Source organism: Rossellomorea sp. DA94, assembly GCF_029834455.1.
Classification (GTDB): domain Bacteria; phylum Bacillota; class Bacilli; order Bacillales; family Bacillaceae_B; genus Rossellomorea; species Rossellomorea vietnamensis.
Genome location: NZ_CP122397.1, coordinates 4,120,700 through 4,142,944, shown reverse-complemented (window position 1 = coordinate 4,142,944; position 22,245 = coordinate 4,120,700). Strand labels below are relative to the sequence as shown.

The 22,245-nt window shown below is 44.9% G+C and carries 14 protein-coding genes and 1 riboswitch; of the genes, 11 read left to right on the top strand and 3 right to left on the bottom strand.

The window, feature by feature from the left end; genetic code table 11:
* Nucleotides 1-14: 14 nt before the first annotated feature.
* A complete protein-coding gene (locus tag P8596_RS21450) occupies nucleotides 15-2,174 on the bottom strand; it encodes a glycoside hydrolase family 3 N-terminal domain-containing protein (protein WP_279725043.1) in 2,160 nt (719 codons plus the stop codon).
* A 366-nt stretch (nucleotides 2,175-2,540) separates the two neighbouring features.
* Here P8596_RS21450 and P8596_RS21445 point away from each other — a divergent pair, with 366 nt between their 5' ends.
* The 8 genes from P8596_RS21445 (at nucleotide 2,541) to P8596_RS21410 (ending at nucleotide 11,322) form a co-directional block, all read left to right on the top strand.
* Entirely contained in the window at nucleotides 2,541-3,776 is a 1,236-nt protein-coding gene (locus P8596_RS21445; protein ID WP_261749544.1) for a sugar ABC transporter substrate-binding protein, read from the top strand.
* A 111-nt stretch (nucleotides 3,777-3,887) separates the two neighbouring features.
* A complete protein-coding gene (locus P8596_RS21440) occupies nucleotides 3,888-4,790 on the top strand; it encodes a carbohydrate ABC transporter permease (protein ID WP_279725041.1) in 903 nt (300 codons plus the stop codon).
* Between the two features lie 33 nt (nucleotides 4,791-4,823).
* The gene (locus P8596_RS21435; protein WP_159362913.1) at nucleotides 4,824-5,654 is read left to right on the top strand and encodes a carbohydrate ABC transporter permease; all 831 of its coding nucleotides are present in this window, start codon (nucleotides 4,824-4,826) and stop codon (nucleotides 5,652-5,654) included.
* 82 nt (nucleotides 5,655-5,736) lie between these two features.
* Complete coding sequence (locus tag P8596_RS21430; protein ID WP_279725040.1) at nucleotides 5,737-7,374, top strand: alpha,alpha-phosphotrehalase; 1,638 nt, start codon at nucleotides 5,737-5,739, stop codon at nucleotides 7,372-7,374.
* 91 nt (nucleotides 7,375-7,465) lie between these two features.
* Nucleotides 7,466-8,455, top strand: coding sequence for a LacI family DNA-binding transcriptional regulator (locus P8596_RS21425; RefSeq protein WP_159362911.1), 990 nt, complete (start codon nucleotides 7,466-7,468; stop codon nucleotides 8,453-8,455).
* Between the two features lie 186 nt (nucleotides 8,456-8,641).
* Nucleotides 8,642-8,747, top strand: a riboswitch (SAM riboswitch).
* Nucleotides 8,748-8,816: 69 nt separating this feature from the next.
* Nucleotides 8,817-9,830, top strand: coding sequence for a methionine ABC transporter ATP-binding protein (locus tag P8596_RS21420; RefSeq protein ID WP_279725039.1), 1,014 nt, complete (start codon nucleotides 8,817-8,819; stop codon nucleotides 9,828-9,830).
* Nucleotides 9,820-10,485 (top strand): methionine ABC transporter permease, encoded by a 666-nt coding sequence (locus P8596_RS21415; protein ID WP_279725038.1) that lies wholly within the window; start codon nucleotides 9,820-9,822, stop codon nucleotides 10,483-10,485. The genes P8596_RS21420 and P8596_RS21415 overlap by 11 nt, the downstream gene beginning before the upstream one ends.
* Before the next feature lie 21 nt (nucleotides 10,486-10,506).
* Nucleotides 10,507-11,322, top strand: coding sequence for a MetQ/NlpA family ABC transporter substrate-binding protein (locus P8596_RS21410; RefSeq protein WP_279725036.1), 816 nt, complete (start codon nucleotides 10,507-10,509; stop codon nucleotides 11,320-11,322).
* Nucleotides 11,323-11,414: 92 nt separating this feature from the next.
* On the opposite strand, the gene P8596_RS21405 is transcribed toward P8596_RS21410, so the two are convergent.
* The gene (locus P8596_RS21405) at nucleotides 11,415-12,569 is read right to left on the bottom strand and encodes an SEC-C metal-binding domain-containing protein (RefSeq protein ID WP_279725035.1); all 1,155 of its coding nucleotides are present in this window, start codon (nucleotides 12,567-12,569) and stop codon (nucleotides 11,415-11,417) included.
* 199 nt (nucleotides 12,570-12,768) lie between these two features.
* Between P8596_RS21405 and P8596_RS23935 the strand changes: the two genes are divergently transcribed.
* Both P8596_RS23935 and P8596_RS21400 read left to right on the top strand, forming a co-directional pair.
* Nucleotides 12,769-13,209, top strand: coding sequence for a VanZ family protein (locus tag P8596_RS23935; protein ID WP_481900308.1), 441 nt, complete (start codon nucleotides 12,769-12,771; stop codon nucleotides 13,207-13,209).
* Nucleotides 13,210-13,637: 428 nt separating this feature from the next.
* The gene (locus P8596_RS21400) at nucleotides 13,638-18,896 is read left to right on the top strand and encodes a 5'-nucleotidase C-terminal domain-containing protein (protein ID WP_279725034.1); all 5,259 of its coding nucleotides are present in this window, start codon (nucleotides 13,638-13,640) and stop codon (nucleotides 18,894-18,896) included.
* Between the two features lie 57 nt (nucleotides 18,897-18,953).
* On the opposite strand, the gene trhO is transcribed toward P8596_RS21400, so the two are convergent.
* Nucleotides 18,954-19,919, bottom strand: coding sequence for an oxygen-dependent tRNA uridine(34) hydroxylase TrhO (trhO, locus tag P8596_RS21395; protein ID WP_279725033.1), 966 nt, complete (start codon nucleotides 19,917-19,919; stop codon nucleotides 18,954-18,956).
* Between the two features lie 252 nt (nucleotides 19,920-20,171).
* On the opposite strand from trhO, the gene P8596_RS21390 reads away from it, so the two are divergent.
* On the top strand, nucleotides 20,172-22,178 hold the full coding sequence (locus P8596_RS21390; RefSeq protein ID WP_279725031.1) for a penicillin-binding transpeptidase domain-containing protein: 2,007 nt from the start codon (nucleotides 20,172-20,174) through the stop codon (nucleotides 22,176-22,178).
* Nucleotides 22,179-22,245: the final 67 nt, after the last annotated feature.

Genomic DNA, 22,245 nt, shown 5'->3' with positions numbered 1-22,245 from the left:
TCGCCTCGATTCTTCTATTTTGTCAGTGTGAATGTTTTCTCCGTGACGTCTTTGCTGTTTCTTCCGATAAAAGCGGTAAACGTACCTGGGTCGCTCGTATATTGAAGGTCAGAATGATGATATCTTAATTGCTCTTCCGAAATCGTAAACGTGACGATTGTCGTTTCTCCCGGCTTCAGGCTGATTTTTTTGAAAGCTTTCAATTCCTTTACTGGGCGAATCACTTCTCCGCTGTGATCGCGGATATAGAGCTGTACGACTTCTTCCCCTGCAACGGACCCATCATTTGTGACCTGAATGGAAACATCCACGGACTGTGTATCACTCATCGTTTCACGGGATAACGTCATGCCGGAATAGGTGAAAGTGGTGTAGCTTAAGCCGAACCCGAATGGCAGCATCGGGTCGTTCGGGATGTCGAGGTATTGCGAGACATACCGTTCCTGTGCATCGGGTGCCCCTTGAGGTCTGCCTGTATTGAAATGGTTATAATAAACAGGCACCTGTCCCACATGATAAGGGAAGGACATGGTTAAACGTCCTGAAGGATTCACGTCTCCATATAACAAATCGGCTATGGCATTTCCTCCTTCCGTACCTGGATACCAGGCTTCCAACACTGCGTCGGTTTCATCCAAAACGCCGTGTAAGTCAAGGGGGCGTCCGTTGAACAGAACGGCCACCATCGGCTTATCCAATGATTTCAGAAGCCCGATAAGTTGTAACTGAGCAGAAGGGAGCTGGATGTTCGCTCTGCATCCGGCTTCACCGCTCATTTCCGAATCTTCTCCTAATGCCAATACGATCACATCCGCGTCACTGGCGGCTTTCATCGCTTCTTCCACTTGCAGGTCAGTGATACTTTCGATATCACAGCCTTTGGAGACGGTCACGGAGCTCGTTTTCGAAAGGAATCCTTCCTTTACCGTGACGGCTTCATCTCTGGATCCGAGCCACGACCATGGCCCCAATATGTCCCCGCTCTCTGCAAACGGTCCGATGAGGGTCACTTTTTGTTCCTTATGAAGGGGGAGGATCTGTTCATTTTTCAATAAGACGGAGGATTTGGCTGCGAGTTCCCGAGCGGCGTTTCGGTGTTCTACGCTCATGACGACTTCCGCTTCACGCTCCACGTTTGCTCCGCGATACGGATTTTCAAACAAGCCCAGTTTTTGTTTCAGTTGTAAGATTCGGAGAACGGCTTCATCAATAAGTGATTCTTCCACCATTTTTTCCTCTACAAGCTCTTTTAAGTGGCTCACATAAGCGGTGGTCATCATTTCAATGTCCACCCCTGCCGTGATCGCCTTATAAGCTGCTTCCTTTTCGTTCTCTGCGACACCGTGGGGGATCATTTCCTTTACGGCTCCCCAATCGGAAATAAGCACGCCGTCAAATCCCATCTCTTTCCGGAGAAGATCCCGCATCAACCGTTTGTTTCCGGTTGCCGGGATACCGAAGACGGTGTTAAAGGCTGTCATCACGATTTCGCAGCCTTCTTCCAGGGCAGCCTGGTAGGCAGGCAGATAATTCTCGCGAAGCTCTCTTTCAGACATATCGACGGTATTATAATCACGTCCGCCTTCAGGTGCGCCGTAAGCAGCAAAGTGCTTCACGCACGCCGCCACCCGTTCGACATCAGTAGTCAATTCCTGTCCTTGGAAACCGCGGACGAAGGCCCGTGCGAATTCACTATTAAGGAATGGATCTTCTCCCGTTGATTCCATCACTCTTCCCCAACGAGGATCGCGGACAAGATCGACCATTGGGGCAAACGTGACATGAACACCTGAAACGGAAGCTTCCTTTGCTGCAATCTTCGCGCTCTTCTCGGTTAATTCCAGATCCCAGGAACAGCCGATGGCGAGTGGGACAGGGAAAATCGTTTTAAAACCATGGACGATATCGGACATGAATAATAAAGGGATCCCCAGCCGGTTTTCTTCCAAGTGCGTGCGCTGGATGTTGATGATTTCCTTCGCTCCCGATGCCCCGAGGACGGAACCGCTGTTTTGAACGACTTCTCCGGTCACACCCATTTCAGCCATCGGTCCTGTGATTTGCCCTTGTTCTTTCGCTCCTTTGAAAAAAGGGGTGGCCAACTGCATAAGCTGGGCGATTTTTTCATCCAATGTCATTTGCTTCAATAGTGAAAGCAGCTTGTTTTCCCTCATTGACAGACCCTCCGTATGACGATTCATTCGTTTATTTTTTTACCTTTAGTGAAACGTTTCGATTAACAATTGAGTTGAATTATAAGCGGGTTTCAGTGGATAGTCAACCCGTTTATTCTTATCCATAAACTCCCTTTTATTGCTACATACCATTGTTTTACTGGTGTTATAGCTACCTTTGTCAGCCTGAAGATATGTTGAATCAAGTAATTTCTAAAAAAGTGTTGAAAGCGTATTCACGTTTGATTATAATATAGTCATCGAAACGTTTCAATGACTTGAATGATTTTTCACAACAGATGAATTCATTCAATGCGCTTTACCATTTTTAAAGGTGTCAAAACAAATGGAAATGGAGATGGGGAAATGAAAAAGAAGATGTGGTCCTTACTACTAATCGGTATTCTGGCTTTATCCACGATTCTTACAGCCTGCGGAGGCAATGGTGAGTCGAAGGATGGTAAGAAAGAAATCACCGTGTGGGCGATGGGGGAAGAAGGTAAGAAGCTGAAGGAAATGGCTTCGAAGTTTGAAGAGGAAAACAAAGATATTTCTGTCAAGATCCAAGCGATCCCTTGGGGGAATGCTCATGATAAGCTGCTTACGGCAGTCGCTTCAGGAAATGGCCCGGACGTCCTTCAATTAGGGACAACTTGGGTACCGGAATTCGCAGATGCAGGTGCACTGCTTGACCTGACTCCATACTTGGATGATTACCCGGAATTCAAACCTGAAAATTACTTCGAAGGGTCCGTTACTTCTATGAAGTATGACGACAAAGTCATCGGTGTTCCTTGGTATATCGATACACGCGTACTGTACTACCGCACAGATCTATTGAAAGAAGTCGGATACGACAAAGCTCCTGCTACTTGGGATGAACTGAAGGATGCGGCCGGTAAGCTGAACGACCGGGGCGACGATGTGTATGGATTGGATATCGACCGCAATGACCAGATTACACCATTCATCTTTGCATGGCAGAATGGGTACGAATTTGAAGGCAAAGATAAGATGAACTTTGATTCTCCTGAATTCAAGGAAGCAATGGAGTATTACACAGACTTCTTTAAAGAGGGCATCAGTCCTACGACAGAAGGAATCGATATCGTACAGGCATTCAAAGATGGAGTGAAACCAATGTTCTTCAGCGGCCCGTGGATGATCAACATCATCAACGATCAGGCACCTGACTTGAAGGATAAATGGGCTGTAGCCGTGATGCCGAAGAAAGAAACAAACACATCAAGCATGGGTGGATCCAATCTTTCTGTCTTCCATAATTCTGAGAATGTGGACGAATCACTGAAATTCATCTCTTATATGAATAAAGTGGACACGCAAATGGAATGGCTGGATGTATCCAATACCCTTCCTTCACGCGTCGATGCATGGGAAGAGCCTAAGTTAAAAGAAGATCCAATGCTGTCTGTCTTCGGTAAACAACTGGAAGATACAAAAGCATCACCGCAAATCAAGGAATTTGAAGTGATTGCCCAGGAGTTCCTTTCTACTATTGAAAAAGTCACGGTAGGCGGAGCGGATGTAGACAAAGAGCTTGAGAAATTCAACAAAAAAGCAAATGAAATCGTTGAGAAGTAAGAGAGACTAAATAAAACTGACGCTGGCATAAGAATAAAATGGAGTTACAGGTGTACAGCCTGAACTCCATTTTTAACATCATTTTGCGTACGTTTAGATAGGTGGGATATCATGAGCAATGGATGGAGAAACAGTATGAGCAAAAATAAGCATCCCTATGTGTTTATCGCTCCTGCAGTGATCATTTTAACTGTTTTCAGTATTGTTCCTATTATTGTAGCTTTTTTGATCAGTTTCACAGACCTTGATTTAAAAGGGCTGGCTGACTGGTCGAATGTCAGCTTTATCGGCCTGGACAATTACTCGGCGTTAGTGTCGGATGAGTTGTTTCACAAGGCGATATTCAACACATTGTTCTATGTGATTATCGGTGTTCCTCTTGTGATCATCTTCTCATTGGGGATTGCCTTGCTGTTGAATTATGGGACAAGCAAGCTGTTTACCGTATTCCGCGGAGTATACTACATGCCTTCCATCACCAATATCATTGCCGTTGCCGTGATATGGGGGTTCTTATACAATACCGAATACGGATTATTTAACTACGTACTATCATTACTGGATGTCGAGAAGATTCCTTGGTTAGGAGAGCCAACGATCGCCAAGCTATCGTTGATTGTGTTAGCCGTATGGAAAGGGGTCGGGATCAATATGATCATATTCCTTGCTGCCCTCCAGGGAATTCCAAAATCCTATTATGAAGCAGCGGAAATGGATGGCGCCAACAGATGGCAGGTACTGAGGAATGTGACGATCCCGTTACTGCGCTACGCCACTTTCTTCGTCACGGTCACGACACTGATCGGGTGGCTGCAATTCTTCGAGGAACCATTCGTCATGACGAACGGAGGTCCCCTTGATGGAACGATTTCCATGGCGTTATTTATCTATCAACGAGGATTCCAGTTCAGTGAATTCGGATATGCAGCAGCGGGCTCATTCATCCTGTTCATCATCATCATTATCATCACGCTTCTTCAATTTAAATTGAGAAAATCTGATACAGAATATTAAGAATGAAACTATACAGTATCGGGGCTGAATAATATGAAAACCAAAACAACGAAATCGAAGGCAGAGAAGCTCTTTATCATCCTTTTGCTTGCTTTAGGTGGAATCATTGTATCCGTGCCTTTTATTTGGATGATTTCAAGCTCGTTCAAGCCTGAAAGTGAAGTGCTTCAAATACCTCCAAGCTTGATACCAGAAAATCCGACGCTTGAAAACTACGTGAATTTATTTGAAAGCATGAATTTTGGAGTGTATCTACGGAACACGCTCATCATTGTACTATTTTCCTTTGTCGGTCTATTCTTTAATGCCATGGCCGGTTATGGATTTGCCAAATATCAATTTAAAGGCAGGGAGAAAATCTTCTATATCGTGCTTGCCACGATGATGATTCCTGCACAGGTTACGATGATCCCTGTCTATTTGATCCTGAATGAAATGGGACTGACGAATACAATGACGGGGATTGTGCTGCCGGGACTGGCCGCTGCCTTCAGTATTTTCTTATTCAGGCAGTTCATGACGACGATCCCGACTGACCTGATTGAAGCAGCCAGACTTGACGGAGCAGGGGAATTCTATATTTTCTTCCGATTGATCGTACCGATTGCGAAGCCGATCTTCGCCGTACAGGGAATCCTCACCTTCATCGGAGCCTGGAACAGCTTCCTGTGGCCGTTGATCATCGCCAACGATGAAAGTCTTTACACCTTATCGGTCGGACTTTCATTGCTGCAGGGTCAATATGCCAATAACTTTGGTCTGCAGATGGCCGGAGCAGCCTTCATGGTCGTGCCGATCATCATCATCTTCTCCTTCTTCCAGAAATACATCGTCGAAGGATTTACGATGTCAGGCATCAAGTAATCAATGTGTACCAGGTACAGGGCTTCATACATGTACCTGGTACATTTCTTTAAATGAATAGAATCATGAATGAGGTGTAACGATGGAAAAAGCATGGTGGCACAAATCCACTATTTATCAAATATACCCCCGAAGCTTCAATGATTCCAACGGGGACGGAATCGGGGACATTCCCGGCATCATCGAAAAGCTTGATTATCTCGAACTTCTCGGCATCGATATCATTTGGCTGAGCCCGGTCTATCAATCCCCGAATGACGATAACGGCTACGACATCAGCAATTATTATGAGATCATGCCTGATTTCGGTACCATGGAAGATATGGAAAAACTCATAGAAGAAGCAAAGAAACGGGACATCCACATCATGATGGACCTCGTCATCAACCATACATCTGATGAGCACGCATGGTTTGAGGAATCGAGGAAATCGAAGGATAATCCTTATCGGGATTACTATATTTGGCGGGAGAGCGGGGACGGACCTCCAAGTGATATTCAATCCGTCTTCAGTGGACCCGCATGGGAATGGGATGAACAGACTGGTGAGTATTACTTTCATCTCTTCAGTAAAAAACAGCCTGACCTCAACCTTCATAACCCGGAAGTACGGGAACATTTATACAAAATGATGAATTACTGGCTCGATAAAGGGGTCAGCGGTTTCCGTATGGATGTGATCGATCTGATCGGAAAAGAGATCGATGAAAAAGTACTGACCGATGGACCAAGGCTCCATGAGTATTTACAGGAAATGAATGAAAAGGTTCTTTCTCATTATCCGACTGTGACGGTCGGTGAGACCCCATCTGCCACACCTGAGACGGCTAAGCTTTATACAGGGAAAGGGCGGAATGAATTGGACATGGTGTTCACCTTCCAGCATATGTCCCTGGACGAGCGGGCAGGGGAAGGGAAATGGGCTTTAAAGGATCTGGATTTCCCAGAATTGAAAAGAGTGCTGAGCGAGTGGCAGACCTCCCTGTTTCAGAAGGGCTGGAACAGTTTATACTGGAATAATCACGATCAGCCCCGTATCGTATCCAGGTGGGGGAACGATCAGGAGTACCGGATCGTTTCCGCCAAGATGCTCGCAACCGTTCTTCACATGATGCAGGGGACGCCTTTCGTCTATCAAGGAGAAGAAATCGGGATGACGAATAGTAATTGGGACGATATCACCCAATACCGTGACATTGAAACGATTAACTACTTTCATGCAAAGAAAACAGAAGGCGTCGCAGAGGGTGAGATTATGAAATCGATCCGGACGAAGGGCAGGGACAATGCCAGGACACCGTTTCAATGGAATGACGATACTTATGGCGGTTTTACCGAAGGGAATCCGTGGATTGAAGTAAATTCAAATTACAAAAAAATCAACGCAAAACAGGCAATAAAGGATCAGGACTCGATCTTCCATCATTATCAAAAGCTCATTGCACTGAGGAAGCGATTGGATATCCTGGTTTATGGGGAGTATGAGTTACTATTGGGGGATCATCCAGAAATCATGGCGTACACACGGAAATGGGAAGACCAAACCTTGTTGGTCGTGGCGAACTTCTACGGAGGCAATCCTGAATTCCATTTGCCTGAAGCAGCGGATGATTCTCATGCCAAAAAGCTCATCAGCAACTATTCCGATACCAGTGAAAGACCATCAGACATCAACAGCCTTCGTCCCTACGAAGCGATCGTATACTTATTAGGAAAATAACCCAATACTTGAAGCGCTTTCATGTATAATGAACAGAAGAAATCAGTCAAGAAGGACGCCTTCATTTATTTAGCAATTAGGATGTGAACTTATGGCAACCATCAAAGATGTGGCTAAACTGTCCGGAGTCGCCGTTTCGACCGCTTCTTATGCATTAAACAACAGTAAGAAAGTCAGTGAAGAAACACGACAGAAAGTTTTAGCGGCAGCCAAACAATTGAATTACCAAAAAAACGGGCTTGCCTCCGATTTGAAGCGGACAAGCACGAATACCATCGCCTTGATTCTGAGCGATCTATCAGGGCCTTACTATTCCGAACTGATCAAGGGCGTACAAGATGTGACCTCCACGAACGGATATGATTTGATCGCCTGCAGTTCCATCGGTGGGGCACAGTCCACCGCCGTGAAATTTTTAAAAGAGAAAAGGGTCGACGGCGTCATCATCCTTGCCCATAATATCGATGATGGGACCATCCTGGAATCGGCAAGGGAAGGCTTTCCGATCGTGGTCCTCGACCGGAGCATCAAAAGCGATTACGTCACCCAGATCGAAGTCGATAATGTTCACGGAGCGTTCGTGGCCACTGAACACTTGATTGAGAGGGGGAGCCATGACATAGCGTTTATCAGCGGACCTTACAACTCCCATGACAACGAGCTTCGTTTCCAGGGTTTCCGGGAAGCATTGGACAAACACGGGATCGACTATAAGTCGAAGTGGAAAGTATCCGGGGGCTTCACTCGAGAAGGGGGCTATCAGGCGACCAAAATGCTGATCGCCCAACGGGATGTCCCACAGGCCATTTTCTATGCAAACGATGAAATGGCCATCGGCGGCCTGCAGGCACTGAACGAAAAAAACATTTCCGTACCGAGGGATATCTCCATCATCGGTTTCGATGATATCCAACTGTCGGAATACGTGTCCCCGCCATTGACGACCATGCGTCAGCCGAAATATGAAGCGGGTGCATTGGCCGTTCATCTCATCTTTCAAATGCTTATGAAAGAAGAGGTCGATTCGTATTACAAACTGACAACGGAGCTGATAGAGAGAGATTCGGTGAAAAGTCGTTGACTGAGTGGAAGAGCCTGACCTTTCCTGCATGGGAGAGGTCGTTTTTTTATATATACAAAAATCTTTCGTTGCCAGGACAACGAAGATAACGCTTACATGAAATCCTCCCCGAAATCCCCTATTGACTTCCCATCCCATAACCAGTATTATCCTCTATAAGATAAATTTTTGAAAATTACATACATTCAATTATCCAGAGTGACCGAGGGATCAGGCCCTATGACGTCCGGCAACCTCCAGTAATGGAACGGTGCTAATTCCTGCAGAATGATTTCATTCTGAGAGATAAGTCGAGATAAACAGGCGATGCTTCTTTCAGTTGAAAGAGGCATTTTTTATTGGAGAAAAAGGGGTGTGCACATTGATCGAGATTCGGAATCTAGTAAAAACGTACAAAACGAAAAAGCAAACGGTGGTCGGTGTCGACAACGTCTCTGTCACCATTAAAAAAGGTGAGATCTTCGGGATCGTCGGGTACAGCGGAGCAGGGAAGAGCTCGCTCATTCGCTGCCTGAATCTATTAGAGACCCCGACAGCTGGGGAAATCATCATCGATGGACAGGATTTCACGAAGCTCACATCCAAGGAGTTAAGACTTGCCCGGCAAAAAACGAGCATGATCTTCCAGCACTTTCATCTCATCAAATCGAAGACGGTGTTTGATAATCTCGCCTTTGCCTTGAAAGCGGCACATGTACCGAAAGCGAAAATCAAACCAAGGGTCGTCGAGCTCCTGGAGATGGTCGGTCTTTCAGACAAATCCGATGCCTACCCGGCCCAGCTCAGCGGGGGACAGAAGCAGAGAGTCGGTATCGCAAGGGCACTTGCCAACAATCCATCGGTATTACTTTGCGATGAAGCGACATCCGCCCTCGATCCGAATACGACGAAATCGATCTTAAAGCTGTTGAAAAAGATCAACAAGGAACTGGGCTTGACGATTGTGCTCATCACTCACGAAATGGAAGTGGTGAAGGAAATCTGCGACCGGATGGCTGTGATGCAGGACGGGAAGATCGTGGAGGAAGGTCCTGTGTATGACCTGTTTGCCGAACCGAAGCAACCTTTGACGAAGCAGTTCATCGAAACGATTCTCCAATTCGACCTGCCACAGCACCTGGTGGAATCGAGAAAAGGAAAACTCATTAAGATCCAGTTCAAAGGGTCGATCGCCGAGGAAAGCGTCGTATCAGAGGTGTTTCAGCGCTATAAAGTTCGTGGGAATATCCTTCATGGGAAAATCGAATATATCCAAGACGTCCCACTGGGGATTTTCATTATGGAGCTGATTGGCTCCCCTGATGAAATAGAATCCGCGATCCGATATATCACGGCGAAGACACAGAGCCTGGAGGTGCTTGAGGATGCTGCCTGATTCATTGACTTCTATTTTGCCTGAGTTGAATAAAGCGTTTTTTGAAACGGTGTATATGGTGGGGATTTCGCTGGCGGTCGCGATCGTAGTGGGATTACCATTGGGGATTCTCCTTTTCGTCACAGACAAGGGATTGTTCCTGCAAAATAGTTTCATCAAAAAAGTGGTTGGATTCGTCGTGAATATGGTCCGTTCGGTGCCGTTCATTATATTATTAGTAGCACTCTTACCATTAACCAAACTATTAACCGGGACGACAATCGGACCGACGGCGGCATCGGTATCACTCTCGGTTGCGGGTATTCCGTTTTTTGCGAGAATGGTAGAAACGTCTTTAAGGGAAATTGATAAGGGAGTCATTGAAGCATCGGTTTCAGTGGGGGCAAGTCCATGGATGATCATCAAGGACGTGCTGTTACCGGAAGCACGGCCTGCCGTCATTCAGGCGATCACGATTACAACGATCAGTTTAGTCGCCTATTCCGCCATGGCCGGCATCGTCGGCGGAGGCGGAGTCGGGGACCTGGCGATTCGCTTCGGGTACTACCGTTATGACAATACCGTGATGATCACGACCGTGGTCATTCTAATTTGTCTGGTTCAACTCATCCAATATACGGGTGATGTATTTGCACGATTAGTCGATAAACGATAACTACTATAGGGGGAACAACAAGTGAAAAAGTGGATATTATTTGTAGCATTAGCGGTAACAGTGAGCTTACTGGCTGCCTGTGGCGGAGAAGAGGCAAGTTCGGAAAATAAAAAAGAAGTGACCATCGGGGCCACATCCGGTCCTTACAGTGATATGGTGACAAAAGCGATCAAGCCGGGTCTCGAGGAAAAAGGATACACGGTGGAAGTGAAGGAATTCAGTGACTACATACAGCCAAACAACGCACTGGCCCAAGGAGACCTGGATGCGAACCTTTTCCAGCATAAGATCTATATGGAAACCTTCGCGAAACAGCATAATATGGACCTTTCCGAAGTGATTGTCGTACCGACGGCGCCGATGGGAATTTACTCACAGAAGTACGATTCCATCAAGGACATCAAAGAAGGCAGTGCCATCGCGATCCCGAATGATCCGACAAACGCGGCACGTGCATTTCAAATCCTCGAAGATGCCAAGTTGATCACGTTGAAGCCTGACACGGATCCATTGACCGTATCCGAAAAAGACATTGATGAAAACGTGAAAAACCTGCAGTTCAAACCGATCGAAGCGGCACAGCTTCCAAGGGCGGTAGACAGTGTCGATTTATCAGCAGTGCCTGGGAACTATGCACTGGCAGCAGACATGGACCTTCTCGATGCCCTGCAACTGGAGGATATGCCTGACCAATACCGAAACCGCGTAGTCATGAACACAAAAGACGTTGACTCACAACTCGCCAAAGACATCAAAGCCGTCGTCGAAGCCGACCAATTCGAAAAAACCATCGACCAAAAATTCAAAGGCTTCGGCAAACCAGAGTGGATGGAGTAGAGGGACGGACCTCAATTTTCACCATAATTCAATAGTGAAACGTGATAGGGACGGGCTTCCGCGTGAAAATGCGGAGGTCCGTCCCTCATCTATTATAGGCAGCACTTCTTATATTTCTTCCCGCTTCCGCACGGGCAGGGGTCGTTGCGTCCGATCTTGTCGCCTGTTTGGACCGGTTGAGTAGCGAGGAGTGGTTGTTCATCCAATGAATGCTTTTCCACTTCTTCGATGAGACTCTTCCATTGTGTAAGTTTCGGATGGTCCATTCCGTTCATGACGCAGTTCACGTACAGGGACTCTTCCGGACAAAGCATATTTTCATCATAGCCTTCTTCGATGAGTGCTTCGATTTTGGGAATCGAGTCAGCTGATAACTGCTGACATAAATAATCTGCTATCAGTGTTTTAGCGGTAAGGTCATCTGTTTGATCAAACAATCGTAACAGTGCTTGTTCCGCCTCCGCGCTCTTTATTCTGCCTAATACATCCAGTGTATAGAAATAGGTGTTGCCATAGAGAGCTACTTTTTCAACCTCACGCGCTACCTGATCTGTTCCTATCTTCACCAGGGCATTGGCCACTTCCTCCAACAGCAAATCTTCTGCTTCCTCGTTTTTGAAAAGGTTCACCAATTGCGGGATCACGCTCTCTTCGCGGATTTCCCCGGCCATATATACTGTGTATACCTGATTGAAGCCGACCAGCCCGTCTTCCTCAATCTGTACCTCCCAGCTTTTCATTTCCCCTTTCTTGACAAACTCTTGAACAATCCTTTTCCCATGGTCAAAATACACCTGGTCATACTCATTCGTATCCAAGTAATGCATAACACCAGCAAGCTCCATAAACAATTCCTCATCTTTTAAAGCAGGAAGCTTGGCAATTTTATTCAGTTGCCCTTCATCTAGAAAAGGTTTTACTTCATCTCTGTATGAAATCAGTAAATCTGTATCGGCATTCGCTATTAATTGAATGTAGAAGAGTACGTCTACATCCTTTTTACTAAGGCTATTCAACCGCTTGACTACCTCCCTCAGCCCTTCCTCATTCAACGGCATGTACATCAAATAAGGAAGTATAGGGGAAGAGTATTCGGAAACCTGTCCACGGTCATGGGCCTTTAACCCGGTTAAAAATGTATCACCATCAACCAAATAAGAACCTTCCAACATTTCAATTGCATACCTCTGCACAAACGGATCCTCACTCAAAAAATAAGGCTCGACCCTCTCAACAAAACGGTTCATCCAACCATCCTTTATCATCTTATTTCCTTCAGTGTAATGGGTGGGAGAGGAAAAGGGAAGAGGGACGGACCTCGACATACAAGCAGCTTGGATTCTAATGCAACCAATACATGAAGAGGCTGACCGAGAGAGAACGTTACCGCTCACTTTTATACGAGTTCCCTAATGGAAATAATGGTAACGAAGGAGAGGATCACTGATGAAAATAGCGGTTGTTGCAACATACATGGGGATACTATTTTGTTTAACCTGTACCGAAAGTTTCCACGATTTACTCAACTATCACGACTTGAAATTTCAATGGATAAATCAACCTGATCTTAAACCATTTTTTAACCTTACAGACTATCCGTTTAGCAGTCCGGGATATTTACAACAAAAAGCAGGTCATGCTTTTTGTTTCTTTGTGCTGGCTGTATCTTTTTATTGGCTTTTCAAAAGGCTGAATAGAGTATTTTTATTTTCTATTGCGTACGCGACTTTTACTGAAATTGCACAATTATATTTTTCCAGGACCGGTTGTTTATTAGACGTGTGTTATGACAGTGCAGGAATACTTTTGTTTATTTTTATAAGAAGAAGTCTTACATATATAGACAGGTCAACATTCAAATCTCATACGAATTCCACTTCTGATTGAAGGTGCCTCTTTAGTAATCCTAGAGGGGCAGGTGGATTTCTTTTTCGACTTTATTTTTAATATAATATGAATCTATTGTCCCATTTTTGTAAATTTTTATATAATTCAATAATCCTCGACAAAAAAATGATATATTTAAAGAGTACTTGGTTTACATTATTCAACAAAATAGGAACTAAGTGAAATAAACATGCGGAGGTGTTTCGAAATAGGTAGATTGTAATCAATATCATTCTTAATCTACGTATTTTTTGGCATGGATCGATGCTTTCCGGGGGAAACGAATGTACTATAAAGAAAGCGCTTACAAAACCTTAGAAGGTATTTATGCCATAGACAAAGGAACCGGGGGATATAGCTTGAATTTGTAGATGAACAGATACATAGGCTTATCTCACTATTCGAAAACATTTTGAGGAGGAACCAGATTGAAGATTTTGAAGAAACAGTTGTTCATCGTAACAACGATCCTGGCCATGCTGGTAAGCTATATTGTGCCAATCGGTTCGATTGCTTCTGCAGCAGACTATTTAACGGTCCAGGAAGCGATTGAAAACAACAGCGGTACAGGAACCGTTACGGGTTATATAGTAGCTCACACTACAGCTACTAATAGTTATAATTTTGAAGCTCCTTTTGGAAATGATTACAATTTAGCCATTGCAGATAGTGCAGATGAGAAGGACGCTTCCAAGATGCTTCCGGTCCAGCTGCCAACTGCTTTCAGAGCGGACTTTGGATTGAAAACAAACCCTGACATCATAGGGAAAAAAGTCATCATTACAGGAAACCTCGAAGCTTACTTTAACGTACCGGGATTAAGATCTCCTACGGCTCTCTCCTTTGAAGGTGAAAATCCGGACGAGCCTACACCGTACGATGGTATCGAAGGTTTAAGAATCCACGATATACAAGGTGAAACACATTCTTCACCATATAATTCAGAAAAAGTTAAAGGCGTTGAAGGGATTGTCACTCACGTAGTGGATGCCAGCAACTTCTATATGCAGGATGACCAGACAGATGATAATGCCAAAACATCTGAAGCTGTACTTGTCTACAAGCCGGCACATGGAGTGAAGGTTGGAGACAAAGTGGCGGTCGATGGTCAGGTGAAAGAATGGGTGCTTGACGGTTATTCCGATAAATTGCAAACCGATCTTGCCATGACGGAGCTGAACGCACAATACGGAAATGTGATTGTTGGTTCTAGTTCTAATGAACTTCCTGAAGCTTTGGTAATGGGAGAAGATGTAATCCCTCCTACAGAAGTGGTTGATAACGATCAATTCGGTGAATTCGACCCTGAACAGGATGGGATCGATTTTTACGAAAGTCTGGAAGGTATGCGTGTTTCCCTTGATCACCCAACGGTGACAGGTCCACAGAAGTACGGAGAAGTCCCTGTCATCACTGAGAAAGTAGAAGACAAAGCGTATACCAAAGAAGGCTCACCACTATTAACAAAAGAAAACCAAAACCCTGAAAGGATGCTCCTTTTACTTGATAACCGTGATTTCGTTACGAAAACAGGTGACCAATTTGATGGAACGGTTACAGGGGTTGTCAGTTACAGCTTCAGTAACTTTAAACTACTCGTAAAAGAAGAGAGTCTGCCGGAATTAACAGAGCGTGACTACACTCCGGAAGTGACAACAATCGAAAAAGCAGATGATAAATTAACGGTTGCAGGCTACAACATTGAAAACTTTGCAGCATCTGATACAGCGAAGCGGGATAAGCTTGCAAAATCAATGGTTGAAAATCTGAAATCTCCTGACATCATCGGTTTAGTGGAAGTATTGGATGAAAGTGGGACGACGGATGATGGTGTCGTAAAGGCGGATGCAAACTACAAAGCATTAAGTGACGCCATTGCAGGTTTCGGCGGACCTACCTATTCATGGACAGAAATCGCTCCTCAAGATAAAGAAGATGGCGGAGTGCCTGGAGGGAATATCCGAGTAGGATTCCTCTATAATCCAGATCGTGTGTCATTGGCTGAAGGCACAAAAGGGGATGCTACAACAGCTGTTGCATATGAAAACGGCTCCTTGACATTGAATCCGGGAAGAATCGATCCGACGAACCCAGCATTCGATGACAGCCGCAAGCCGTTGGCTGCACAGTTCAACTTTAAAGGCGAAGACGTTATCGTCGTGAACAATCACTTTAACTCTAAAGGTGGAGATCAACCCATCTTCGGTAAAAATCAGCCACCTGTACTGAAAAGTGAAGAGCAACGTCTACAAATCGCTGAAATTGTGAATTCATTCGTATCTGATATTGAGGAAAAGAATGAAGACGCTAACGTGGTCGTAATGGGAGACTTAAACGACTTTGAATTCTCCGCTCCTTTACAAAAGCTTAAAGGAGAAGAATTGACAAACCTTGTTGAAACCCTTCCTGCAAGCGAGCGATACACGTATACGTACCAAGGAAATGCACAGGTATTGGATCATATGCTGGTTTCCAATCGCCTTGCTGCAGGTGCAGAATATGATATCGTCAATATCAACTCACCATATATGGAAGAACATGGACGGGCGAGCGATCATGATGCCTATATCGGGCAATTTGACTTATCAACTGACAGTCAAGACGGGTTTAACCTTTCCATTATGCATACGAACGATACGCACGCACACGTGGAGGGTTATCCTAAACTCTTTACAGCGGTGAACGAAGTCCGCTCTGAAAAGGAAAACGCTCTATTATTAGACGCGGGTGATGTCTTCTCCGGAACACTTTACTTCCGTCAATATAAGGGTCTTGCAGATCTGTGGTTCATGAACGAGCTTGGCTATGATGCCATGACCTTTGGTAATCACGAATTTGACAAAGACTCCAAGACGCTTGCAGACTTCATTAAAGAAATGAACTTCCCAATGGTATCTTCCAATGTATCGGTTGGTGGCGATACAGATTTAGAGCCACTTGTGAAGGATGAAATCGGTACTCCGGGTGAAGGTGGAAACATCTACCCTGCCATGATCAAAGAAGTAGACGGTGAAAAAGTAGGAATTTTTGGATTGACCACTCCTGATACAGCATTCATCTCAAATCCAGGAGAGCATATTTCTTTTGAAAATCCTGCTGATAAAGCAGCATCAACAATTGATATGCTGAAGAATGAAGGAGTCAATAAGATCATTGCCCTGTCTCATCTGGGCTATGCTCAAGATTTGGAACTGGCTGAAGCGGTCAATGGTATTGACGTAATTGTCGGAGGACATTCCCATACCGTATTAGAAGAGCCGGTTGTCATCGATAAAGAAGAGCCGACTGTAATCGTACAGGCTGGGGAATACTTGAACTTGCTTGGTTTATTGGATGTCACATTCAATGATGACGGTGTTGTCACGAATCAGTCAGGTGAAGTGCTTGACCTTGGAAATTATGAAGCAGATGCGGATGCTCTTGCAAAAGTGGAAGAATTCAAAGCTCCTCTGGAAGAATTAAAGAGTGAAGTAGTCGGCCGCTCAGAAGTAGCTCTGAATGGCGAACGTGCCGATGTCCGCAGAAAAGAAACGAACCTGGGTAATTTAATTGCTGATGGAATGGTTGCAAGAGCCAATGAGTCAGTAGCAACGTATATTGGACTTCAAAATGGCGGCGGAATCCGTGCCTCGATCGATGCAGGGGACATCACGCTTGGAGAAGTATTAACAACAATGCCTTTCGGAAATCAACTTGTGACCCTTGATTTGACTGGTCAAGAAATTAAAGATGCACTTGAACACAGTGTATCAAGAGTGGAAGGCCAGGATGCACCTGGTGAATTCCTACAAGTATCAGGAATCAAATACAAGTATGACGTCAACAAGCCTGCCGGGGAACGGGTATGGTATCTGGAAGTGAAAACAAGCAATGGGTATGAAAAAATCGACCCTGAAAAAATGTACTCTGTTGCCACTAACGCATTCACTGCAAATGGTGGAGACGGATATACGATGTTCAAAGAAGCGAAAGAAGAAGGCCGCCAAACGGAATTGTTTGTAGCTGACTTTGAAGTATTCACTTCATATCTTGAAAAGAATAATCCGGTTTCACCTGAAGTGGAAGGGCGTATCGTTCAAGAAGCAGCTCCTGAAGAAAATACAGATTTCAATTTATCCATCATGCACACGAACGATACCCATGCCCACGTGGAAGGTTATCCGCGCTTATTCACAGCAGTTAAGGAAGTTCGTGCAGAGAAAGAAAATTCTCTTTTATTGGACGCAGGGGATGTGTTCTCTGGAACACTTTACTTCCGTCAATACTCTGGTCTGGCAGATTTATGGTTCATGAATCAGTTGGGTTATGATGCTATGACTCTAGGGAACCATGAATTTGATAAAGACTCTAAGACATTGGCAAATTTCATTAAAGAAATGAACTTCCCGATGGTTTCTTCAAATGTTCAGATGACAGGTGACTCTGACCTGGAGCCGTTGAAGAAAGAGGAGGTGGGGACGCCAGGTGAAGGCGGAAACATCTATCCAGCCATCATTAAAGAAGTGGACGGAGAAAAAGTAGGGATCTTCGGATTGACAACTCCTGAAACTGAGTTTCTCTCAAGTCCTGGAGAAAATATCGAATTTGGAGATGCTGCAGAAAAATCAGCTGCTACAATCGACATGCTTAAAGGGGAGGGTGTAAACAAGATCATCGTCCTTTCTCATCTTGGTTACTCACATGACCTGGAACTTGCCGAAGCGGTTGATGGCATTGACGTCATTGTCGGAGGTCATTCCCATACTGTATTGGATGAGCCTGTAGTCATTGATAAAGAAGAACCTACTATCATCGTTCAAGCCGGTGAGTATTTAAACCTTCTTGGTTTGTTGGACGTCACTTTTGATGCTGAAGGTGTTGTAACCAGCCATGACGGTAAGGTACTTGATCTTGAGCAATATGATGAAGACGCTGAAGCGCTTGCGAAAGTAAATGAATTCAAGGCACCTTTGGAAGAAATTAAAAACGAAGTCGTAGGTAAGACGAAGGTAGCCCTTAACGGTGAACGTGCAGACGTTCGTACGAAAGAAACGAATTTAGGGAATCTGATCGCAGACGCCATGGTAGAAAAGGCGAATGAATCGGTTAAGACCCATATCGGACTCCAAAACGGCGGCGGTATCCGTGCTTCCATCGATAAAGGGAAAATTACGTTAGGTGAAGTGTTAACGACGATGCCGTTCGGTAATAATCTCGTGACACTGGACTTAACTGGACAAGAACTTCTGGATGCTCTCGAGCACAGTGTAAGTGGCGTTGAAACCGGTGAAGGACGTTTCCTTCAAGTATCTGGAATCAACTTCAAGTACGACATCAACAAACCGGTTGGAGAGCGTGTATGGTCTGTTGAAGTGAAAACGGATAAAGGGTTCAAAGAAATTGACCCTGAAAAGATGTACACAGTTGCCACCAATGCCTTTACAGCAGATGGCGGAGACGGTTACAGCATGTTTAAAACGGCTAAAGACGAAGGTCGGATGACAGAGTTATTCCAAGTGGATTATGAAGTATTCACTGACTATTTAGCTAAACATAAAAATGTCTCTCCAAAAGTTGAAGGCAGAATCATTCAAGAGGAACAACAAGATGAACCGGGTGATGGTGACTGGCAAGATGATTTCTTCGACTTTATCAAGAAATTGAAAAACTGGTTATGTACATTATTCGGATTATGCGGTAGACCGTAATTAGGTAAAAAGACAAAAAAGCACTGGCTGAGTCCTCAGCCAGTGCTTTTTCACTATTTAGATTGTTGCCGTTTCCTTCTCACGCTCAATCACTGCCAAACGCTCTGCCACTTCTTCCTCCGTCAAACCATGTTCCATGACATAGCGGTTCTCAGGGCTCGTGCGGCACTCATGTGAGCAGCTTCTCATATATTTATGCTCATTTTCTTCAGAGCAAAGGATCTTTCGGTTACAAGGTGGGTGGGCACAGTTTACGTAGCGCTCACAAGGTTCGCCAGTGTAGAAATCTTTCCCTACGACAACGTGCTCGGTCTGGTTGACAGGAACACCGATGCGCTCATCGAATACGTAAAGCTGACCGTCCCAAAGTTGACCTTTTACTTCAGGGTCTTTACCGTAGGTTGCAATTCCACCGTGCAGCTGTGCCACATTCTCAAAGCCTTCTTTCACTAACCAGCCTGAGAATTTTTCGCAGCGGATCCCACCTGTACAATATGTGATGATCTTTTTGCCTTCCAATTTATCTTTATTATCGCGGACCCAGTTCGGAAGATCGCGGAAGTTTTTGATATCCGGCTTCACAGCTCCTCTGAAGTGTCCAAGCTCATATTCATAGTCATTACGTGCATCAAGAAGGATCGTATCTTCCTGCTGAATTTGTTCAAAGAAGTCCTTTGGATCAAGGTATTCACCTGTAAGCTCATTTGGATTCACGTCATCTTCAAGACGAAGTGTCACAAGCTCTGGACGGTGCTTCACTTTTAATTTCTTGAACGCATGCTCGTCTGCTTCGTCGATCTTGAATACAGTATCTTTAAAGTGAGGATCCTGTCTCATCGCTTCCATATACGCATCCGTCTGCTCGATCGTACCGGAACATGTTCCGTTGATTCCTTCAGACGAAATCAGGATGCGCCCCATAAGGCCGATGTCCGCACATAGTTGTTTATGCTGGGCAGTGACTTCCTCGGGGTTCTCAATGTCTACATAGTTGTAATACAGTAGTACTCGGTAATCTTTCATGTTTATTTCCACCTATCGATATATATTTGCAAGATATAATCTTAGGATTCAGTTCCTTATTACTCTTACGATGTACTATTATAACAAATTTTTACGAAATTGCACCATGTGTGGGGAAGAAATGCTGGGGATTGTGAGGAAAAGGTGGTGAAAATTGGGTTTAGAATATAAAATATAAATACATTAAATTTGTAAATATGGATACGATTTGAAACAATGAATATAAGAATAAATAAGGGGTTGTCACTACATATGATCAAAAAAATCATGCTGCTTTGTACCTTCGTCGCGCTCAGTCTCATGTTCGCAGGTTGTCAGGAAAAGGCCCAGCCGGATGATCGCCTGCAGGAATACGTGGATCTATGGAATAAAGGGAAGTTTGATAGTATGTTCTCAGACTACGCAAACACTTCAACCAAAGATACATACAAAAAAGAAGATTTCGTTACAAGATATAAAGACATCTATAAAGATCTGGAAGTGAAGGATGTAAAAGTATCCTTCAAAAAGCCTGATAAAGAGGTGGACTGGGATAAAGAAACAAAAGCCAAATTCCCCATGACCATTTCGTTTAAAACTCTCGCCGGTGAGGTTTCGTATAAAAAAGATGTCACGCTGACAAAAGAAAAAAAGGACGACGAGGAGAACTGGTTCGTGAAATGGGACCCTTCGTTCATCCTGCCGGAAATGGAAAAGGACGACAAGGTTGGAGTGGAAAGCATTTCTGCCAAACGCGGAGAGATCCTCGACCGGAATCAACAGCCCCTTGCTGTCAACGGGGAAGCATTTGAACTCGGGATTGTCCCGAAAGAATTCAATGAGAATGACTTGAGCAAGCTGTCATCCTTACTGGATATAACACCAGAGCAAATAAAGGGTAAGTTGGAGGCAAGCTGGGTGAAGCCCGACTATTTTGTCCCCATTAAAAAAATTGCCTTAACTGAGCGTCCTCTCGCACTGGACGTCATTGAACTGGACGGGCTTTACTCCAAGCGGGTACCTGCAAGGGAATACCCGTACGGAGAAGCCACTGCCCATCTCACCGGTTATATCGGAAAGTTGACAGCAGAAAAATTGGAAAAGATGAAGGACAAAGGCTATACTGCTCAATCCTTGATGGGTTTAAGCGGAGCAGAGGAAGTCTATGAGGATCAGCTGCGGGGCAAAGACGGACAGCGTATCTATCTGAAGCAACCAGATTCAGAAGACACCTTCACCGTAGCCGAGCAACCGGTTGAAGACGGGAAGAACATCACCTTAACCATTGATGCCGAGATGCAAAAGAAGATATACGCACAAATGAAGGATGAGGCGGGAACGGCAGCCGCCATCAATCCACAAACGGGAGAAGCGCTCGCCCTTGTGAGCACCCCTGCCTATGATCCGAATGAATTCGTATTGGGAATGTCTTCAGAGAAATATAAGAAGCTTGCGGATAATCCGAAAAAACCGCTCCGGAACCGATTCCCGCTTACTTATTCACCGGGATCCACAATGAAGGGCATCACAGCATCCGTCGGTCTGAAATCCGGTAAGCTGGATCCTTCAAAAATCTATGATATCCCGGGGAAGAAGTGGCAAAAGGATGAGTCATGGGGGAATTATAAAGTGGTCCGTGTTTTCGACAATGAGAGCAAAGTGGATCTCGAAAGCGCCCTTAAATTCTCGGATAATATCTATTTTGCACGGGTCGGGCTAGATATGGGTGCCGAGACGTTTATTGCAGGTTTGAAGGATTTCGGCTTTGGCGAAGAGATTCCTATGTCTTACCCGATCTATCAATCACAGGTTTCAAACGACGGAAAAATCTCCAAAGAAGTCCAGCTGGCCGATTCTGCTTTCGGTCAAGGGGAAGTGCTGATGAGTATCGTTCACATCGCAAGTGCATATGGCGGGATCATCAACGATGGCACGATGATGGAACCAAAACTCCTGAAGGATGAAGAACCAAAAGTGTGGAAGAAAGATCTGCTTTCGAAAGAACAGGCAGATATGATGAAAACGAATTTTCGAAAAGTGGTCACAGAAGGCATCGCCGGAAAAGCGAGTGTAGAAGGTAAAGCGATCGCCGGTAAGACCGGAACGGCAGAAATCAAAGCGGAGCAGGGAACGAAAGGCAAGGAAAATGGAGTGTTCGTTTCCTATGATCAGAATGATCCGTCCATGGTCCTCGCCATGCTCCTTGAAGATGTTCAGGATGCCGGGGGAAGTACCCATACCGTCCAAGTGGCAAAGAAGTTTTATGATAGTTGGAAATAGTGAAAGAGGGGCGGATGCCCCTCTTTTTTTTGTCATCATGTTCCATCTTTCATCCCACTGCGATTCC

Excerpts from the sequence above, each read along its gene's own strand:
- P8596_RS21450 (WP_279725043.1), bottom strand. The coding sequence starts at position 2,174 with ATGAGGGAAAACAAGCTGCTTTCACTATTGAAGCAAATGACATTGGAT.
- P8596_RS21445 (WP_261749544.1), top strand. The coding sequence starts at position 2,541 with ATGAAAAAGAAGATGTGGTCCTTACTACTAATCGGTATTCTGGCTTTA.
- P8596_RS21440 (WP_279725041.1), top strand. The coding sequence starts at position 3,888 with ATGAGCAATGGATGGAGAAACAGTATGAGCAAAAATAAGCATCCCTAT.
- P8596_RS21435 (WP_159362913.1), top strand. The coding sequence starts at position 4,824 with ATGAAAACCAAAACAACGAAATCGAAGGCAGAGAAGCTCTTTATCATC.
- P8596_RS21430 (WP_279725040.1), top strand. The coding sequence starts at position 5,737 with ATGGAAAAAGCATGGTGGCACAAATCCACTATTTATCAAATATACCCC.
- P8596_RS21425 (WP_159362911.1), top strand. The coding sequence starts at position 7,466 with ATGGCAACCATCAAAGATGTGGCTAAACTGTCCGGAGTCGCCGTTTCG.
- P8596_RS21415 (WP_279725038.1), top strand. The coding sequence starts at position 9,820 with ATGCTGCCTGATTCATTGACTTCTATTTTGCCTGAGTTGAATAAAGCG.
- P8596_RS21405 (WP_279725035.1), bottom strand. The coding sequence starts at position 12,569 with ATGAACCGTTTTGTTGAGAGGGTCGAGCCTTATTTTTTGAGTGAGGAT.
- P8596_RS23935 (WP_481900308.1), top strand. The coding sequence starts at position 12,769 with ATGAAAATAGCGGTTGTTGCAACATACATGGGGATACTATTTTGTTTA.
- trhO (WP_279725033.1), bottom strand. The coding sequence starts at position 19,919 with ATGAAAGATTACCGAGTACTACTGTATTACAACTATGTAGACATTGAG.
- P8596_RS21390 (WP_279725031.1), top strand. The coding sequence starts at position 20,172 with ATGATCAAAAAAATCATGCTGCTTTGTACCTTCGTCGCGCTCAGTCTC.